Here is a 19,196-nt window from a genome sequence, read left to right on the forward strand (position 1 = left end):
GGTCGTATTAACGTCTAATCAATTGCCAGACGCTTCATGCTCAAATTTTGCACCTGCAAAGAGATTGAAGTTTATGGCCTGAAATTTTTAATCCGTGTTAATGATGGACTTATCGCAAATTCAATGTCGGGATATCCCAAAGGTTAAAAAGCTGGCAAGTGCTATCCAGGCTCGAAAGAAAAAAGGACTGGCAGCAGACCAGCTTGATGAAAAGCTAAAGCAACTGCTGGAAAAGTCGAAAGCCAGGACTGATGCAAACCGTATTGGGCCAGAAAAGCTCAATATTCCCTCAGATCTTCCTATCGCGCACAAAGCTGCTGAGATTGTCCAGCTTCTGCAGACCAACCAGGTTGTGGTAGTCGCCGGTGAAACTGGGTGTGGTAAAACGACACAACTACCAAAAATTTGTGTCCGAGCTGGGTTTGGGCGGAGGGGACTGATCGCTCATACTCAGCCGCGTCGAGTAGCTGCTACTAGCGTCGCTCGGCGTATTGCGGAAGAAATGTCGACCCCGTTAGGGGAAGCAGTTGGATATTCTATTCGATTTAACAGCAAAGTTAGCAACAATACCCGAATCAAACTGATGACCGACGGCGTTTTATTATCTGAAATTGAGCAAGACCCGCTACTGCTGAACTATGAAGTAATTATTATTGATGAAGCCCATGAAAGAAGTCTAAATATTGATTTTTTGCTCGGCTTCCTACGAAAAATCCTTAAAAAGAGAAAAGAGCTTAGAATTATTATTACCTCAGCGACTATAGATCCTGAGAAGTTTGCTATTGGCTTCGGCGGTGCACCTATCGTGGAAGTTGAGGGGCGTAGCTATCCGGTAGAGGTAAGGTATCGTCCTTTTGATGAGTTGGAGGAGAGTGGGAACGATGATCCCTTGTTATTAGGGATTGCCAATGCTGTTGATGAGTGTTTTGCTGAGTCTAGCGGCAATATTCTCATTTTTGCTGATGGTGAAGGGCAAATTAAGTCGATCATCAATCATTTAAAAAAGCTTAATCTCTCAGGGACCGAATTACTGCCCTTGTACGCTCGCTTGTCGATTAATGAGCAGCAAAGAATTTTCAAAGATTCAGGTAAGCGAAAGATTATTGTTTCAACAAACGTCGCCGAAACTTCTTTAACTGTTCCCGGAATCATTTTTGTCATCGATATTGGTACAGCTCGAATTAGTCGATTTAGTCAGCGAAGTAAAATTCTTCAATTACCGGTTGAAAAAGTCTCCAGAGCCAGTGCTGACCAGCGAAAGGGAAGGTGCGGCAGAATTGCGCCCGGGATTTGTATCAGGCTGTATTCAGAGGAAGATTTTCAGTCAAGAGAAGAGTTTACTCCACCGGAAATCAGAAGAACAAACCTAGCCTCAGTTGTCCTCAGGTTGAAGGCTTTAGGTGTCGCACAAGTTGAAAATTTTCCTTTTATTGAAAGCCCTTCCGAAAGAGCTTGGCGAGTTGCTTTTAATAGTCTTTTTGAGTTAGGAGCGATAGATAAAGAAGAAAATATTACCAAGATTGGACGCGTGATGGCCAAACTTCCGGTAGATCCCCAATTGGCGAGAATATTGGCGGACCCGGGGTTAGCTGCTGTTAATGAAATGCTAATTATCTGTTCACTAATGAGTGTAAAAGAAGTTCGCATGCGTCCGCATGATAAGCAGCAAAAGGCGGATCAACTGCATAGTAAATACAATCAGAAGAACTCGGATATACTAACTGCTATTAACTTGTGGAATACTCTGGAAGAAGAAAAAAGCAAGCTTTCTTCAAACCAGTTTAAGGTCTGGTGTAACAATAATTTAATCAACTTCCTGGGATGGTTAGAATGGAGACGAGTCTACTTCCAGTTAAAAGAGGCGGTGGAACAAATTGGAGTGAAAGTAAGCCAGGGAGAATCACATGAAGATGAAGTTCACAAAGCATTGGTACCAGGTTTTATTAGTCATATCTTTATAAAAACACAAGAAATTTATTATCAAGGTCCACGTGGTCTGAAAGTTTGGGTTCATCCCTCTTCTTTAGCTTTTAAAAAGTCTTTACAAATTCTTTTATCCGCGGAAATGATTGAAACGGAGAAGCTTTATGCTCGAATGAACTGCCCGATCAAAGCGGAGTGGATTGAGCAGTATGCGACTCATCTAATGAAAAGTAACTATATGGATATTCACTGGCGAAAATCAGCCGGACAAGTTAGTGCTTTTCTCAATCAGTCATTACTGGGAATACCAGTTGTAAATAGACGGCTGGTGGATTATTCAAGCGTTGATCCGGAAAAGGCCAGAGAAATATTTTTGCATGATGGTTTGGCGAGTGGAGAAGTTAAAGCCGACTTTCCATTTCTTAAAGCTAATCTTGATAAGTTGAAAACTCTTGAAGCGGAAGAGCATAAGCTCAGGCAGGAAAATATCCGAATTGATCAAAAGAGTTTAGCTTCTTTATATAGCGAAAAGCTTCCTGAGCATATCGTTAGTATTACTGGACTGAGAAAATGGTTAAGAAAAGACTTCAAGAAAAGAAACAGAGACCTATCATTTAGCATTGAAGCATTAAGACAAAATCTTGGTGGCAATGAAGAAGACTTTCCAAGTGTTATAGAAGTCAGGGGAGTTGAGTTAAATGTTAAATATACTTTTGCTCCAGGTAGTCAAGAAGATGGTGTATCTGTTTTGATACCACCGGTAATGGTTAATCAGTTTAATGAAAAAGATTTTGATTGGCTGGTTCCCGGTTACCTGGAAGAAAAGGTCACTGCTTCAATAAAGTCTCTGCCCAAGGTATTGAGGAAGCGTCTCATTCCAATTAAGGAGACCGCACAAAAATGTGTAAAAGAGCTTTACGATTTTGATAAAAATAGCGTCGGTTTTTTTGAAGCTCTGTCACAGGTACTTCAACGAATCCTTGGAGAGCCTGTATCAACTGAGCTGTTTGATTCTGATAGTTTACCGCAACACTTGAAGATGAAATACTTACCCTTAGCTAGTGGTAAAGCAAATGTTTGGCAATCCCTTGAGAAATTGAAAGCGACTCAGGTCAGTAAAAAAGGGACTAGCTTGAATACAATTTCTGATTTGAGGACGACTAGCTGGAATTTTAAACACTTTGAAATTGAGAAAGTTGAGAAAATCAAAGGCGTCGAAAGCCGAATTTTTCAGGCATTGGTTGATAGAGGAACTGCCGTTGTTACTGAGACTTTCGCCACCAAATGTGCAGCACTAAGAGCTCACAAACTCGGTGTTGCTCGTTTACTGATTCTTGAAAATCATACACTGGTAAACAAGCTATTTAATTCGTGGCCGGATAAAGTGGAGTTAGAAAGACTCTGTATCCGTTTTGACGGATTTAGGGCACTGTTTGATATTTTATGTCTATCTTGCGCTCGTCAGCTAGTAGGAGAGACGGTGATTGATCAACAAAAGGTGTTTTCGCAGGCTAGTGAGCACTTTGCACAGACAATATCGGGAATGATGTCTGAGTTGCTCAATGAAATTTTACCTTTAATAAGGTTGAGGGAAAAAGTCTACTCCCAGATTTCCGCATTGAATGAGAAGATCTTTAGTCAATCAATTAAGGATATGAGAGAGCAGTTGAGGAGGCTCTGGAGCAAAGAACTACTGTTATCGGTTGAGAAGCTTAAAATTGACGATTACCAGCGTTATCACAGGGGAATAATGGCTCGAATCAAACGTATTAATGAAAACTACCCAAAAGAAAAGGCAGCGTTGGATATATGGCAGGAATGGTGGAACTGGTGGCTCTCAGTTGAAAAATTGGATAGTGAAAATCGCTACTATTATGATGCAGTCAGACTCTTTTGGATGCTTGAAGAGTACAGAATAAGTTTGTTTTCACATGGAATTAAAACAAAAGGCGGTATTTCAGCCAAAAAACTACAAAATGCGTTTGAAGAATTTGAGTCATTTTTATAGCTGGTCTAATCTCTTTAAGAGTTTCATTGAAACTTTTTATTTATCAAATAGATAGACTCTTTTTTGAAGAGGGATTAATTCGCGAGTCAAATACTTCATGTGTACTGTTTCACAGTATCAGAATGAAGCGGATGAAAAATGAACATTTTCTGGTAGTATTGTAGTTGTAAAGTTTATGTTTTACATAAAACTCTACTGATTGACCTAAAATAGTTTGTTTTATCAAGTTTTGACAAAATACTCATAAATAAGACAAAAGAGGGGAAGGTCAAAGAATTAAAGGACTTCTTACTGTTGTATTGGTGAAAGAGGTAACCTTAATGAAGTATATTCAATTAGCATCTTGTAAAAGCGTTCTGTTGACTTTCTGTCTTGCCTTGGCGCTTAACTGTCTGAATTGCTATTCAAAGGAAACTGAGTTCTCGGTTAACTTTCGTGATGCAAAAGTAACGACTATGACAAGTTTTGGCGGTATTGAATTAAGCCTTTCTTCTCAGCCAAGTTATAGTAATAAGTCTGACACAATCCGTCCTGAAATTTCTTTGTTCACAAGCAGAGCCCCATCCAAAGCGTTAGACTTTACTCGAACCAAATTGTTTGAAAGAAGTACTCCTCAAAAGAGCAATCGATATAAAAATACTATTCCTGCCATTTACCGCATTACCCTGAAAGGCTACTCAATAATGGAGTATTCCAACTATCAGACAAGTACCTGGTCGCTTGATAAAGTTGGTCTTAGAGAGTTGAGAAAACCTCAGATTATGTTTTCAATAGAAAAACGTATCAACTAGCAATCCTGATAGAAAATCCACCGCTCAGGTAATTCCTGGGACAATTTATCTCTTTATTGGTTTAGCCATATTTTGAGCTTTACCTGCTCAAAATCGAGCAGTAATACTAATTACTTGCGTAGTATATAAAATTAGATTACTATTTATTCAAATAGTAGTGATTCAGGTGTTGTGCTTCCTGATTGCAAAAGTATCGTTCAGAAATTAAAGAGTAAGTTAGAACGTTAGTAATTAATCAAAAGAGATACTTCAAGGGAGTCAGGCTTTGTACACAGCTAACTCGTTGTTTCAGAAAGAGCTGCCAGACAAAGCACTATTGATGAGACTGATTCCTTTACGTTAGAAGGGTTGTTGCCAGAGGAGATAAATGGTGAAAGAGCTAACACAAAGACAAGCTGAGGTTTTTGAAGTTCTTAAGGACTATGTAGACAGTTATGGTATTGCGCCGACCCATGTGGAGCTTGCCGAATTAATAGGTGTTAGCTCATCAAAAGCTGCCGCAGATCACCTAAAAGCCCTTGAAAAGAAGAACGTTATTAAAATTTATCCTGATAAGCCCCGCGGAATAAGGATACTGGAAACAAACGACAATGAATTGCCACTAGTTGGTTCTGTTGCTGCCGGATTGCCAATTGAAGCTGTTGAAAATGTAGAGTGTTATATCACTATTCCCGAAGTACTGAAACGCAAGAAACCGACTTTTTTATTACGAGTTAGGGGGGACAGTATGATTGATGAGGGAATTCTAGACGGTGACTTAATTGCTGTTCGTAAATCAAATACCGCTGAGGTTGGGCAAATCGTGGTTGCTCGAATTGATGATGACGTGACTGTTAAGCGCTTGGAAAGACAGGGAAACAATGCCGTTTTACAGCCTGCTAACGAAAATTATGAGCCTATTATCCTCCCGGCTGAAAATCTCGCGATTGAAGGCCAGTTTGTTGGTCTGATACGAGCATGATAATTGAATTAGCTAGTAGGGAATACTTTCGCTGTCCGGATTAGATTTGACAAGTATCTGCAAATACTAGTACCTAATCTAAAATGGTTTCCTCCAATAACGCTGCCGGTCCAGTTCAATAATCTTTGTATAGAGCTGATAGCTTGTTAGTGTAATTTGTGCTCTTTTCCGCTAGAATAGCCGCCATTTTTAGCGAATGGTGGCTATTCTTCTTTCCGGCCGCTTTTCCTCGAGTTGTCTTTAAATATTTACCCTTCAGACTGTTGGGGTTGAGTTGCTATATGAAATTTGTAATTAAATTATTTCCAGAAATTATCGTAAAAAGTAAGCCGGTTAGAAAGCGTCTAATCGCTCAGCTTAAAAAGAACCTTAAAAAGATCCTGGAACCAATCCACCATGACATAGTAGTCGCCGGAGCCTGGGATTTTGTTGAGGTACGGTTAAGTGGAGAGGCAATCAATGACCCAGGACAAGAAGAGTTTATTGCTTCACAAATCCTTGAAAGGTTAAGAAATACACCTGGAATAGATTTTATCCTTAGGGTTAAAACGCATGAGTTTCAAACACTCGAAGATATTGCAAATATAACTATCGCTGAGTTTGCAGATCTGGTTAAGGGTAAGACATTTTGTGTACGAGTTAAGCGTAGCGGACGCCACACCTTCAATTCAACTCAAATTGAACAAAAAGCTGGAGGAGCATTGCTGCACAATAGCGAGGCGGCAGGTGTTAAGCTTAAAGATCCAGACGTAACTGTCCAGCTCGAGGTCAAGCAGGATAAGCTTTACACGATTGAGTCTCGTACCAACGGTTTAGGTGGTTTTCCGATGGGTCAGCAAGAGTCTTGTGTGAGTCTGATTTCCGGTGGATATGATTCATCTGTAGCCAGTTACCTGATGATGAAGCGTGGACTTAGAACTCACTTTTGTTTCTTCAATTTAGGCGGGATGGCGCATGAAGTTGGAGTAAAACAAGTAGCACACTATTTATGGGAAAGGTACTCATCATCTCACAGAGTACTCTTTATCACTATTCCGTTTGAAGCGGTCGTTAGCGAAATTCTGGAAAAGGTGCATCATAGCCAAATGGGAGTCGTTCTAAAGCGAATGATGCTAAGAGTTGCAGAGAAAGTGGCAAAAGAATTTAATGCACCAGCTTTAGTTACCGGAGAATGTGTGGGGCAAGTCTCAAGTCAAACTCTCACTAACCTGGCCGTAATCGACAAGGCAACTGATTACCTGACAATGCGTCCATTAATTTCGATGGACAAGCAGGATATCATTTCATTATCTCGAGAGTCAGGTTCTGAGGAGTTTGCCAAGGTAATGCCAGAGTATTGTGGTGTTATTTCTGACAAGCCTACGACATGTGCAAAGTTAGGAAGAATTGAAGAAGAAGAGGGTAACTTTGACTTCGATGTTCTAGAGCAGGCATTTGAAAACCGTAAGGTTGAAAATATTGATGAGCTATATCAGAGTTCGCAAAATATAGAAGATGTTGAAGTTGTGAACATGCCTGGTGGTGATGACATTATCATTGATATTCGGCACCCTCATGAGTCGGCTGCTAGTCCACTTAGATTGACAAAAAATAAGGTTGTTGAGATCCCGTTTTTTAAGTTAGCCAGCTGCAGTGATCTTGAACAGGGAACCACTTATCTCTTGTATTGCGATAAAGGCGTAATGAGTCAGCTGCAAGCGGAAGAGCTGATTCAAAAAGGGCTGAGCGTCAAAGTTTATCAACCCGGCAAGTAATCTCATTAGGTATAAGCTTTTCCTCCGGGCCCAGCACTGTCTTCGTTGTAGCTGGGCTGGCATTTCGTTGTATGCTGGATGTGGAGCTACATAGACATAGCGGCTGAGCCACTAATTGCATTGAATATCACTACCACTGGAAGTTTCGTGGATATCATTTCCGTTCGAGTCTTGTGAATGCCGTATTCGACCCGATTTAGAAATAATGAGGGCTCTGGATAATCTGATTCGCTCTCGATAACAAAGTTTAAAATAACCATTTTGGTGATTAGTTATCCCTGTTTCATGCCATTGAAATGTAGGTCGGTTTCCGAAAGCGTTCCAATCGATCGTTATATCTTCTAGAGTATTTTCTGCTTTTTGCAGCAGGCGATCATTTTCATTGATTGTGTTATCTCCGTTAGAGTCCACAAATACCTGGTATCCATCCGACCAGTTGTTACCGCAATTAGTTGTATTTGATAAGGGACAAACGGTAACTTTCTTTTGTTCATTGATTGCTATTTTTCGTCCTAACTGAAGAGATGCTTTTAGTTGGGATATGGAGGCAAGCATTTTGTTGCGTGCGATTAGTTCATCAAAGGCTGGTAGTCCATACCCCAGCAAGATTCCGATGATACTAATTGTAAGCATAAGGTCAATTAAAGTGATCCCTCTCTGATTATATTGATTCATTTTCTTTCCTTTTTATTTTTTCTCGGCCAGCGAAACTATTCTAGCCTTATTAGGAAGATAACGAATAGAGGAGTTATCTGAGTGGAAACGGAGACAACCCAGATTTAGAGCGTCAGAAATATCTTAATATTTGTAGGAAATATGCTTGCGCTCTAATCTAGTTCAAGCTTTTTTAATTTGTACCTCAGTGCTCTAAAACTGATTCCAAGTAATTTGGCTGCCTGAGTTTTGTTTCCCTTCGCTTCGTTTAGCGCTTTTTGAATTTCATTAATCTCAATGAGTTCCAGATATTTATCAAGAGATTGTTCTCCTCGCCAGGAAGGTGCGTTTGAATCATGTATATCCTTGCTGAGGAATTCCGATTCATTAGCTGAATGAGAGAGAGTAGATTGAATATTAAGATCTTCCTCTTCAATATCTTCACCAAAAGATAAAGTAACTGCTCTTTCCAGAATATTTTCAAGCTCTCGAATATTGCCGGGAAAATCATAGGATTTTAGTTTGTTTATAGCGGCTTGAGAGATACCCGGAGTCTTCATGCTCTGTGAGCGACTAATCTGTTCTAGCAAAAACTTTACCAGACTGGGTATATCTTCGACTCTTTCTCTTAGAGATGGAACTCTGATTTCTATCACATTGATCCGATAGAATAGATCTTGTCTGAAGGCTTCCTTTTCGACTAACTTTATCAGGTCTTTATGACTTGCACTCAAAATACGAACATCAATAGGCACTTCAGTTTCGCTACCAATAGGTCGTATTGATTTCTCTTGAATGGCGCGCAGAAGTTTAACCTGCATGTTGACCGGTAAGTCAGCCACTTCATCAAGAAAAAGAGTTCCGCCATTGGCTTGTTGAAACAGGCCTTTTTTGTCAGCTATAGCGCCGGTAAAACTTCCCTTTTTATGACCAAAAAACTCGCTTTCCATCAATTCGGAAGGAATGGCGCCGCAGTTGACTGGAACAAAAGGCTTATCTGCTCTTGGTCCTTTATAGTGAATTAGCTTAGCGACAAGTTCCTTACCTGTGCCGGACTCTCCATTAATATATACGGGGGCCTGGCTTCGTGCTAACTTTAGAATAGTTTGCTTCAACTGCTTCATTATGGGCGTTTCACCGATAAGCTGTTTTCTACCTTTTATAGGCTTTTTATCTGACTCACTCGGTGCTTGGCTGGTTTTTAATTTGAGTGCAGTCGTCACCAGGTTTTTGAGTGCATTTAGATCAACCGGCTTAGATAAGAAATCAAACGCTCCTGCTTTCATTGCTTCAATTGCTATTTCCATGTTCCCATGAGCGGTAATAAGTGCAACAGGCAGTTCTGGATTGTTAGTTTGGATATGTTCGATCAGCTCTATTCCATCTCCGTCTGGTAGCCGCATATCCGTCAGGCAAATATCAAATTCATTCTGTTTGAGCAGCTGGTAAGCTTGGGTGAGACTTTCCGCCTTTTTTGCATTGACATTCATGCGAGACAAAGTGATCCCCAGAAGTTGAAGAATGTCTGGTTCATCATCAACAATTAATGCGGTCGGTGCCTGGCTCATACAATTCCTATTAAAGAATCAATGCGAAAATTAAATCATATCATTAATTATAGTTTAGCGCTGTGTTAAATTGGCCTCTGAGAAACTAATTCTAAAACAGGAACCTCCCCTTGGAACTGGTATGTAATCTAAGCGAGCTCGATTAGCTTCACATAACTCTTTAGCAAGATAAAGGCCCAAACCGGTTCCGCTGCGAGAAGTAGTGAAAAATGGTTCAAAAATCTTTTCAGATAGTTCAGGAGTGATACCTTCTCCATAGTCTATTACATCAAGGAAGGTCGTTTGACTATGCGGTTCTTTTCCAACCATTATTTGAACTTTGGGGAGTCCTGAGTTTAGTTGACTGTGTCTGGCTGCATTATCGATCAGATTTGTCAATATTTGAGATAGTTGACTGGTGTCAAACAGTATTACAGTTGGCGAGTCTTGAAATTGTGTTTGTACAATTGGCGGAATTTCTTTTCCTCCCAAATAGTCATGTAGCATATTGGGGAGATACTTTTTTAAATCTATTTCCTTAACTTGAACCTTTTGCCTTTGTGAAAGGTTCATTATATTTTCAATAATGCCATTAACTCGTTTGGTATTCTTTTCAATAATTTCTATGAGCCCTTTATTGTCTTCATCCAGGCCTTCAGATTCTTTCATCAATTGAGCTGCGTGACTAAGAGCGCCAAGCGGGTTTCTAATTTCATGTGCGATAGAAGCTGTTAGTCGGCCTAGGGAGGCTAGCTTTAAACTTTGAGCTTGTTGATTCAGAGTACTTGTGTCTTCCAGAAAGATGATAATGCTTTGCGGGGTATTATCGATCGCAGAAAAATTGGGTAGTAGATTAGGGCCGGTAATGGTATTTCTAAACGGTTTAGAACGATAGTTCTGGTTTCGTCGCCACAAAGTTAATTGACGGGCAAGGGGGGAGGATACGTCGTCTAGCCTCCTTGACTTGGTTGACTCTGGCATGCCAAGGTGAATCCAGGCTGAGCGGTTTATCAATCGAATGGCGTTGCTTTGATCGACCACCATTACACCGGTAGACATAAACTGAATGATCTGCTCATTCAGCTTCTCCATGCTCTCCAGGCCTCGCTTCGACTCTTCTGCAACATTCAATGAGTCTTTTAGTCTTTTGGCCAGATAAAAAGAAAGCAGACTTGTGGCCATATAAGTAACTGATAGTATCCCGACCTGTGTCATATTGGACTTCGCTCCGGGATGGGTAAGATTTGTGTAAATTTCATCTCCAAGAATTGCAAATGAAGCAAGAACTGAAAATCCGAGAGCTGCTGGACTTGCGGTAAGAATTGTTGCAGCCGAAGTACTCACTGCGATCAAAACTCCAAGGCCACTAGAAGCTCCTCCACTAGCGTGCATCAGAATTGTGAGTAGAACTATATCTACAAAAACTTGTACTTCGAGCTGTAAAAAATAAAATCTGGTGATTGACAGGCTGAGAATAAAGCTTGCTAAGGCGAACGCCACAAAAAATAGCGATCCTGTGTAATACAGTTCTGGATTCTCATTTCCCAGTATCTGAATATCGCTGGCAATTTGATTAATAAAAAGAAAAGAGAGTGAAATAATTACCCTGTAGGCTGAAAAAATTTGGAGGGCGCGCCAGGAAACATTAAAGCCGCTACCCTGATAATAGTTTTCAGCCATCCATGAGTTACTCATATTAATATGGTTCTCTTAAGAGTCTAGTCGTAAATCGTTGGTATCGGCTTGCGTTTGTGCTCAGTCTGATTATATATTTGAACTAACTTTTCAGCAGCCTGATGAGCAATGTCTTTTCCCTCAAGAAAATCATCTATTTGGTCATAACTCAAACCTAGCGCCGATTCATCCGTTTTTCCTGGTTCAAGGCATTCCAGATCCGCAGTAGGGGCTTTGGTTATTAACTTATTCGGGGCCCCGAGATAATCAGCAATTTTTCTGACTTGACGTTTATTTAAACCAAATAGCGGAATAAGATCACAAGCGCCGTCCCCCCACTTTGTGAAAAAGCCGGTTACATTTTCTGCCGAATGATCGGTACCTAATACCAATCCCCCGATTAAACCTGCAACTTCATATTGGGCAACCATGCGCATTCGTGCTTTTACGTTTCCCTTATTAAAGTCTATTGCATGGTCTGACTGAGTTAAAAGTCCCGCGCTATTCATGGCCTCACTAACTGAATCGTGTAGTCCGTCACTTCCCGTTCTAATATTGATACTGATAGAGTGGGTTGGTCGAATGAATTTTATCGCTTCCTGGGCGTCATCTTCATCCGCTTGTTTACCATAGGGAAGGCGTACAGCGACAAATTGATATCCATCTTCATCTTGGTTCAGCTCGTTAATAGCTAGTTGCGCTATTCTACCCAATGTACAGGAGTCTATACCCCCACTTATCCCGAGTACCAGAGACTTCAACCCACTTTCCTTTAGTGCCTGTTTGATAAACTCTTTTCTTCGCTTTATTTCAAATTCAGGATCGATTTGAGGTAATACCTTTAAGGTTTTGATTATATCCAATCGATTGATCATCTAATTGCTCACCATTTAAAGCTTGGTTTAAAATTTTCGCTATTCTAGCATAAGAGGTGTATTAGTTAAGCCTTTGTATTGCGCCAAAATGGTGCGGTTAAGGTTCGTAAATGGTGCGCTTGTTGGAAGGTGGTGAGCTAAATCCAGATTGCAACTCAGTGCGAAATTGTTGAATAATAGCTTCATACGCTAGGAGCTATCAATAAACAGGGTTTAAGATGTGCTTATATAGTTCCGAAGTCTTGGCATCTTTCATGCTAAAAGCTTTATTAATTACGACTCTAAGGGGATAAAAAAGCTCTATTTCCCTGTTGCATAATATTTTTAATAAAAGGTTAACAATGAAAAAACTAGAAGCCATTATTAAACCATTCAAGTTAGATGACGTTAGAGAAGCCTTGAGCGACGCTGGTATTACTGGAATGACGGTAACTGAAGTCAAAGGGTTTGGGCGCCAGAAAGGTCATACCGAACTGTATCGAGGGGCAGAATACATGGTTGATTTTCTGCCAAAAACCAAAATTGAAATCATTGTTCCCGATGATTTACTTGACCTTTGTGTAGAGACCATTATGGATGTCGCGAGAACAGGAAAAATCGGTGATGGTAAGATTTTTATTACGCCAGTGGAAAAAATTATTCGGATCCGTACAGGTGAAGAAAATGAAAGCGCCGTCTAGGTTAAGCTGTCAGAGATATTTGAAACAAGATACGCATTAAAAAAGGGCAATTTATGCCCTTTTTTATATCATTTAGATACCAATGCTAGCGGTTGATATCCGGGCTATCCGTTAATGTCAAAGTCCGGGTAATTCAAAAGTAGCACTCGTCGTGCATTTTCCTTGAGCTCCGGTAAGTTGAGTAATTCATACGCTGTTACCATAAGGCTAAGTGCATAAGGAATTGACGGTGTTTGAGGGTAATGATCGACAACATATTGTGCTCTCGCGGCAGCAGCCTGGTAGGCTTCTCTTTTCATATAGTAGTTGGCGACGTGTAATTCATATTCAGCCAGCCTATTTCTCAGATAAATCATCCTCTGGCGTGCATCTTTAGCATATTTGCTGTTAGGAAACAGACGAATCAATTCTGCAAAATCTTCGAATGACTGTCTCGCAGTACTCGCATCCCTTTGTGAAAGGGGAGCAGAAAAAACAGCTTTGCCGAAGCCTGTTTCTGAAGAAAAATTGATCAAGCCTTTCATGTAGTGTGCATAATCGAGATCTTTATGTCTGGGATTTTGGCGAATAAAGCGTTCAGCAGCCGCTATTCCCGAAGCAAAATCGTCAAGCTTGTAATAGGAGTAAATCAAGTTTAACTGAGCCTGATGAGAGTATGCACCAAACGGATAAAGACTATCCAGGCGCTCGAGGTATTCTACAGCGGTTCGATAATTGCCAGATAGCATTGAATATTGCGCTTTTTCATAGAGCCTTAGCGCGTTATTCATTCTTTTTGCTTCGGTAAGGACCTCTTTTTTACCCGAGCAGCCAATTACCAGTACGCCCAATAATAATAAGGTTGTAAGTTTTAGTATTCTCATCGATTCCTAAAGCCGTTAAAATATCCAGTAAATCAAAGTGATGGCTCTGGTGTTAACTTTTAAGCCTATCTCTTTGATAAATCAACATAAATATCAACACCTTTATACAGCCAGATGATATACAATCTGACGTATAAATCCGTATAAACGCGCCATTCTACCCTACGGGGTTTAGTTGCGCTATAGCAAGCACCCTAATAAGGCCTTTAACGTGACAAAAAGTTCAAATGATTTATCACTAGAGTCTATTGAAGTAGATATACAGCATGCAGGAGAGCGATTAGATAAAGTGCTTTCCGCATACTTTCCTGATCTATCGCGATCTCGCCTGCAAGCCTGGATAAAAAATGGGCAGGTTCAGGTAGATGAAGATGTGATAATCAAACCAAAACACAAGATGCTAGGAGGCGAATCATTGCTGATAGAGACCACTCTTGAAGATCAAGGAGAGTGGGAAGCTAATGATATTGCCTTAAATGTGCACTATGAAGACGAAAGTCTCATCATTATTAATAAGCCCGCCGGCCTGGTGGTTCATCCTGCACCGGGTCATTACACAGATACTTTGGTTAATGGGCTTTTGTTCCGGTATCCAGAGCTTCGAAAATTGCCTCGAGCAGGAATTGTTCATCGCCTGGATAGAGACACTACAGGGCTTTTGGTGGTGGCCAGAACCGCGGAAGCACATAATCACCTGGTGGATCAGCTACAACGCAGGTCCTTTAATAGAGAATATCTTGCTCTTGCGCATGGGGTTTTGGTCTCAGGTGATACTATCAACTTACCAATAGGCCGCCATTCTATTCATCGCAAGAAAATGGCCGTCGTTGAAGCGGGTAAAGAAGCCATTACCCATTATCGGGTGGTTGAAAAATTTGCAGATTTCACTTTGGTTAGAGTGAAGTTGGAAACGGGCAGAACTCATCAAATTCGCGTTCACTTTTCTCATTTAAAACATCCGCTAGTGGGCGACCCCCTGTATTGTATTCGCAATTTACGGCCTAAAGGTGCTTCTGAAAGTTTTACACAGACTTATGACAGTTTTAGAAGACAAGCTCTTCATGCAAGGTTACTTGGTTTACTACATCCGGAAACTGGTGAGTATATTGAGTGGAGCTGTGATATTCCTGAAGACTTCCTGCAACTGTTGGGTGCAATTCGAGAGCACGACAATAGTAATAAGAGTAGCCAGGTGTAGGATATTTAATTGTCAGGTCTAAAGTGGAAGCTTGCTAGATGTTTGAATTAATAAAACCAGACTGGGATATTCCCGAGAGAATTAAAGCATTTTCAACAACGCGGCAAGGCGGAGTTAGTGAAGCACAGTATTCGAGTTTGAACCTTGCTGATCATGTTGGAGATAGGCGCGAGAACGTATTTGAAAATCGACAATTGTTAATAAAAAATGCACAACTTCCAAGTGAACCTTTTTGGTTAGAGCAAGTGCATGGCATCGATTGTATCGAGTATGGTTTAGCATCACAAAAAATTATTGCTGATGCCTGTTTTTCGCGAAAACCAAATCAGGTTTGCGTAGTAATGACCGCAGATTGCCTACCCGTTTTATTAGCTAGCAGAAAAGCAAACTGGGTTGCGGCCTGTCATGCCGGATGGAGGGGATTACTAGGAGGAATTATTGAGAAAACAGTTGCTCTGTATTCAGGTGAAAAGCAGGATATATGTGCCTGGGTCGGTCCTGCTATCACTCAGCCACACTTCGAAGTAGGCCGAGAAGTAAGAGATGCTTTCTATCAACAAAATATTGAAGCAAAAGATTTTTTCATACCTAACCAACGAGGGAGATTTCAATTCAACTTTATAGGCCTGGCAATGAAAAAACTGAATAGACTTGGTATCAGTGTGTTCGGTGGAGATCATTGCTCGTTTGAACAAAGTTCGCAATTTTTCTCATATCGAAGGGATGGGCAAACGGGTAGAATGGCGTCCCTCATCTGGCTTTCTGAATAGTCGGATACTAGTGAATATATAAAGTGGAGTGTAGGCAAGATTGATAGGGCTTAGTATTAGTTTGCTGGTGATTATCGTTTTAGGGATCATTGGATATAAATTTAATGAGGCTGATTGGGGACATTGGGCCACCAACATACTTGATGGCTGGATTAGAATTTATTGTCGCTACTATCATCGACAATATCAACATAGCGTTCATATTCCTGTGGAGCCTCATGTCATTTTGGCCGCCAATCATGTTTCGGGTATCGACCCTTTTTTAATGATAACTGCAACAGATCGACCAATACGTTTTATGATTGCGAAAGAAGAGTATGAAAAACCTGTATTAAACTGGATGTTTCGCGCAGCGGGTTGTATTCCTGTCGATAGAAGCGGAAGGGTGGAAAAAGCTTTTCGGAGTGCATTAAGGGCGATTCAGGCTGGAGAACTGGTTGCTTTGTTTCCACAGGGAGGGATTCACAGGCCAGATGAACCGAGAGTAACCACAAAGCCCGGAATTGTCCGTCTGGCACAATTGAGTCAATGTCCGATATATGCGATCAGAATTAATGGAGTTGGGGCCCCAGGAACCATTTTGAGCTCAGTTTTCAAACGCAGCAATATTACTTTTGATACGCACGAGCTTATCTCTGTAGAACAAGCGTCTCGGCCAGAATTTCGACAAAATTTTGCAGATTGGCTATTGGGAGATAGAGAGGAAATTCACGAATAATAATGATCAGAGTCAACTCGATTGCTTCTGAAATGTTCCGCTTAATAATTCTATCTTGATCTTTCGATTTTGAGTCCCCATCTTTAAGTCAATTGAATAACATTCTTAAGAGGGGATACCCATGCGGATGGATAAGTTCACCAGTAAGTTTCAACTGGCAATCGCTGACGCGCAATCTCTGGCCGTCGGGCGGGATCACCAGTTCATTGAGCCAGTTCACTTGATGACCGCGCTACTAAATCAACAAGGTGGTAGTGTCCGCCACCTGTTTACCCAAACCGGAACTAACTTGCATAGCTTGAGAAATAGTCTCGCCGAAGCAATGGACCGTCTCCCGCAAGTCCAAGGGACGCCGGGAGATGTTCATATTTCTAATGAGCTTGCAAGACTTCTCAACCATTGCGACAAGATCGCGCAGCAAAGAAAAGATCAATATATTTCCAGCGAGTTATTCGTTTTAGCTGCAATTGAAGACAAAGGAGAGCTTGGCAGAATTTTGAAAGCTTTAAACGTTGATAAAGCTTCAATGGAACAAGCTATCGAACAAATTCGTGGCGGACAGTCTGTTAACGATCCAAATGCTGAAGAACAAAGGCAGGCTTTAGATAAGTTTACTATTGATCTTACTGAAAGAGCAGAGCAGGGTAAGCTGGACCCAGTTATTGGTCGTGATGATGAAATTCGCAGAACGATTCAAGTTTTGCAGCGACGTTCGAAGAATAACCCTGTTTTGATTGGAGAACCAGGGGTTGGTAAGACTGCAATTGTAGAAGGATTGGCGCAGAGAATAATTAATGGCGAAGTGCCCGAAGGATTAAAGGACAAAAGAGTCTTATCGCTGGATATGGGCGCTTTGATTGCAGGTGCAAAATTTCGTGGAGAATTTGAAGAGCGTTTGAAGGCGGTGCTTAACGATCTGGCCAAGCAAGAAGGTCAGATCATTCTGTTTATTGACGAACTTCATACCATGGTAGGTGCCGGTAAATCTGAAGGCTCAATGGATGCTGGCAACATGCTTAAGCCAGCATTGGCTCGTGGAGAGTTGCACTGCGTGGGCGCGACTACACTGGATGAATATAGAAAGTACGTCGAAAAAGATGCCGCACTAGAAAGACGTTTTCAAAAAGTTTTGGTAGACGAACCGACGGTAGAAGATACCATTGCTATTCTACGTGGCTTAAAAGAGCGCTATGAAGTTCATCATGGGGTTGATATTACTGATCCCGCAATAGTCGCAGCCGCGACACTGTCACACCGTTATATTTCCGATCGAAAATTACCGGATAAAGCGATCGACCTGGTGGATGAAGCTGCCAGCCTAATTAGAATGGAAATTGACTCGAAGCCGGAACAGATGGATCGCCTTGAAAGAAAGCTAATTCAGCAAAAAATTCAACGTGAGGCATTGAAGAAGGAAAGTGACGAAAGCTCTAAAAAGCGTTTAGCTGAGCTTGAAGAAAAGATTGCCGATATGGAGAGAGAGTTTGCTGAGTTAAACGAAGTATGGAAAGCGGAAAAAGCTGCGTTACATGGCACACAAACAATTAAAACTGAGCTGGAGAGAGCACGTATTGAACTGGATGCAGCTAAAAGGGCTGGCGACTTAGCGAGAATGTCAGAATTGCAATATGGACGTATTCCAGAGCTGGAACAGCAACTGGATATGGCGTCGCAAGTTGAAATGCAGGATATGACTCTTCTAAGAAACAGGGTTACCGATAATGAAATTGCTCATATCGTGTCCAAGTGGACCGGCATTCCAGTGGACAAAATGCTCGAGGGAGAGCGTGAAAAGCTGCTTAAAATAGAATCTCATCTACACACTCGCGTTATTGGTCAAGAGGAAGCGGTTACCGCTGTATCAAACGCTGTGAGAAGATCGAGAGCAGGCTTGTCAGATCCCAATAGGCCGAACGGTTCATTTCTGTTTTTAGGACCGACCGGAGTAGGTAAGACGGAATTAAGCAAAGCTTTAGCTCATTTTCTTTTTGATAGTGAAGATGCCATGGTGCGGATCGATATGTCCGAGTTTATGGAAAAGCATTCTGTTGCCCGCTTGATAGGTGCGCCTCCCGGTTATGTCGGCTATGACGAAGGGGGCTATTTAACCGAGTTAGTTCGTAGAAAGCCTTATTCGGTTATTTTACTGGACGAAGTGGAGAAAGCTCATCCAGATGTATTCAACATTTTATTGCAAGTACTCGAAGATGGTCGTTTAACTGATGGACAGGGAAGAACAGTTGATTTTCGCAATACGGTTGTGATTATGACTTCAAATCTGGGATCTGACCTGATCATGGAGTCCGCAGGAAAAGAGAAGTACGATGAATTGAAACAAAAAATCATGGATGTTATTGGCAATTACTTCAGACCTGAGTTTATTAATCGAGTCGATGAGACGGTTATTTTTCATTCTCTTGAGAAAGAGCATGTTAAGGAAATTGCGGCAATTCAACTTCAACACCTTGTCGGAAGGCTGAGTGACAACGGCTTTGAATTTCAGTTTTCTTCCGAGGCTTTGTCAAAAATCGCAGACCTGGGTTTTGATCCGGTATATGGTGCAAGGCCACTGAAACGGGCAATTCAGCATTGGGTTGAAAATCCGCTAGCTGAAAAAATCCTAAGTGGAAGTGTTGAGCACGGAAAACCGATAGTACTTGATGTATATAACGGAGAGCTTGTATTTAACTAAGCTCTCACCCAGCAAAGATATCGCTCGAAACTATATTTTGTTGCTGCTGAAAGATGCTATTTCAAATGCGGCTACCTCGACACTGGGA

At 41.2% G+C, this 19,196-nt stretch carries 14 protein-coding genes; 9 read left to right on the forward strand and 5 right to left on the reverse strand.

Annotation, left to right across the window (positions count from 1 at the left end):
* The first annotated feature begins 100 nt into the window (after positions 1 to 100).
* From hrpA to thiI, 4 genes are all read left to right on the forward strand, one after another.
* Complete coding sequence (gene hrpA, locus IYN84_RS03155) at positions 101 to 3,931, forward strand: ATP-dependent RNA helicase HrpA (RefSeq protein ID WP_210330280.1); 3,831 nt, start codon at positions 101 to 103, stop codon at positions 3,929 to 3,931.
* Between the two features lie 320 nt (positions 3,932 to 4,251).
* Complete coding sequence (locus tag IYN84_RS03160; RefSeq protein WP_196137709.1) at positions 4,252 to 4,722, forward strand: hypothetical protein; 471 nt, start codon at positions 4,252 to 4,254, stop codon at positions 4,720 to 4,722.
* 367 nt (positions 4,723 to 5,089) lie between these two features.
* On the forward strand, positions 5,090 to 5,683 hold the full coding sequence (gene lexA / locus IYN84_RS03165; protein ID WP_196137710.1) for a transcriptional repressor LexA: 594 nt from the start codon (positions 5,090 to 5,092) through the stop codon (positions 5,681 to 5,683).
* Positions 5,684 to 5,964: 281 nt separating this feature from the next.
* Positions 5,965 to 7,437: a tRNA uracil 4-sulfurtransferase ThiI gene (gene thiI, locus IYN84_RS03170; RefSeq protein WP_196137711.1), complete on the forward strand. Its 1,473-nt coding sequence runs from the start codon at positions 5,965 to 5,967 to the stop codon at positions 7,435 to 7,437.
* 111 nt (positions 7,438 to 7,548) lie between these two features.
* On the opposite strand, the gene IYN84_RS03175 is transcribed toward thiI, so the two are convergent.
* The 4 genes from IYN84_RS03175 to nadE all read right to left on the reverse strand — a co-directional run bounded on the left by IYN84_RS03175 (position 7,549) and on the right by nadE (position 12,187).
* Positions 7,549 to 8,112, reverse strand: a complete 564-nt coding sequence (locus IYN84_RS03175; protein ID WP_196137712.1) for a GspH/FimT family pseudopilin — start codon at positions 8,110 to 8,112, stop codon at positions 7,549 to 7,551.
* A 152-nt stretch (positions 8,113 to 8,264) separates the two neighbouring features.
* A complete protein-coding gene (locus IYN84_RS03180) occupies positions 8,265 to 9,659 on the reverse strand; it encodes a sigma-54 dependent transcriptional regulator (protein ID WP_196137713.1) in 1,395 nt (464 codons plus the stop codon).
* A 54-nt stretch (positions 9,660 to 9,713) separates the two neighbouring features.
* Positions 9,714 to 11,333 (reverse strand): PAS domain-containing sensor histidine kinase, encoded by a 1,620-nt coding sequence (locus IYN84_RS03185; protein WP_196137714.1) that lies wholly within the window; start codon positions 11,331 to 11,333, stop codon positions 9,714 to 9,716.
* A 23-nt stretch (positions 11,334 to 11,356) separates the two neighbouring features.
* Positions 11,357 to 12,187, reverse strand: coding sequence for an ammonia-dependent NAD(+) synthetase (gene nadE, locus IYN84_RS03190; RefSeq protein WP_196137715.1), 831 nt, complete (start codon positions 12,185 to 12,187; stop codon positions 11,357 to 11,359).
* Between the two features lie 341 nt (positions 12,188 to 12,528).
* Between nadE and glnB the strand changes: the two genes are divergently transcribed.
* Positions 12,529 to 12,867, forward strand: coding sequence for a nitrogen regulatory protein P-II (gene glnB, locus IYN84_RS03195; protein ID WP_196137716.1), 339 nt, complete (start codon positions 12,529 to 12,531; stop codon positions 12,865 to 12,867).
* A gap of 104 nt (positions 12,868 to 12,971) precedes the next feature.
* On the opposite strand, the gene IYN84_RS03200 is transcribed toward glnB, so the two are convergent.
* Positions 12,972 to 13,730 carry an outer membrane protein assembly factor BamD gene (locus tag IYN84_RS03200; protein ID WP_196137717.1) on the reverse strand — a complete coding sequence of 253 codons (759 nt, stop codon included), beginning with the start codon at positions 13,728 to 13,730 and terminating at the stop codon, positions 12,972 to 12,974.
* 211 nt (positions 13,731 to 13,941) lie between these two features.
* On the opposite strand from IYN84_RS03200, the gene rluD reads away from it, so the two are divergent.
* The 4 genes from rluD (at position 13,942) to clpB (ending at position 19,108) form a co-directional block, all read left to right on the forward strand.
* Entirely contained in the window at positions 13,942 to 14,928 is a 987-nt protein-coding gene (gene rluD, locus IYN84_RS03205) for a 23S rRNA pseudouridine(1911/1915/1917) synthase RluD (RefSeq protein ID WP_196137718.1), read from the forward strand.
* Positions 14,929 to 14,966: 38 nt separating this feature from the next.
* Positions 14,967 to 15,698, forward strand: a complete 732-nt coding sequence (pgeF, locus tag IYN84_RS03210; RefSeq protein WP_196137719.1) for a peptidoglycan editing factor PgeF — start codon at positions 14,967 to 14,969, stop codon at positions 15,696 to 15,698.
* Positions 15,699 to 15,738: 40 nt separating this feature from the next.
* Positions 15,739 to 16,416 (forward strand): lysophospholipid acyltransferase family protein, encoded by a 678-nt coding sequence (locus tag IYN84_RS03215; RefSeq protein WP_196137720.1) that lies wholly within the window; start codon positions 15,739 to 15,741, stop codon positions 16,414 to 16,416.
* 121 nt (positions 16,417 to 16,537) lie between these two features.
* A complete protein-coding gene (gene clpB / locus IYN84_RS03220) occupies positions 16,538 to 19,108 on the forward strand; it encodes an ATP-dependent chaperone ClpB (RefSeq protein ID WP_196137721.1) in 2,571 nt (856 codons plus the stop codon).
* The last annotated feature ends 88 nt before the right edge of the window (positions 19,109 to 19,196 follow it).

Source organism: Aliikangiella sp. G2MR2-5, from assembly GCF_015687155.1.
Lineage (GTDB): Bacteria > Pseudomonadota > Gammaproteobacteria > Enterobacterales > Kangiellaceae > Aliikangiella.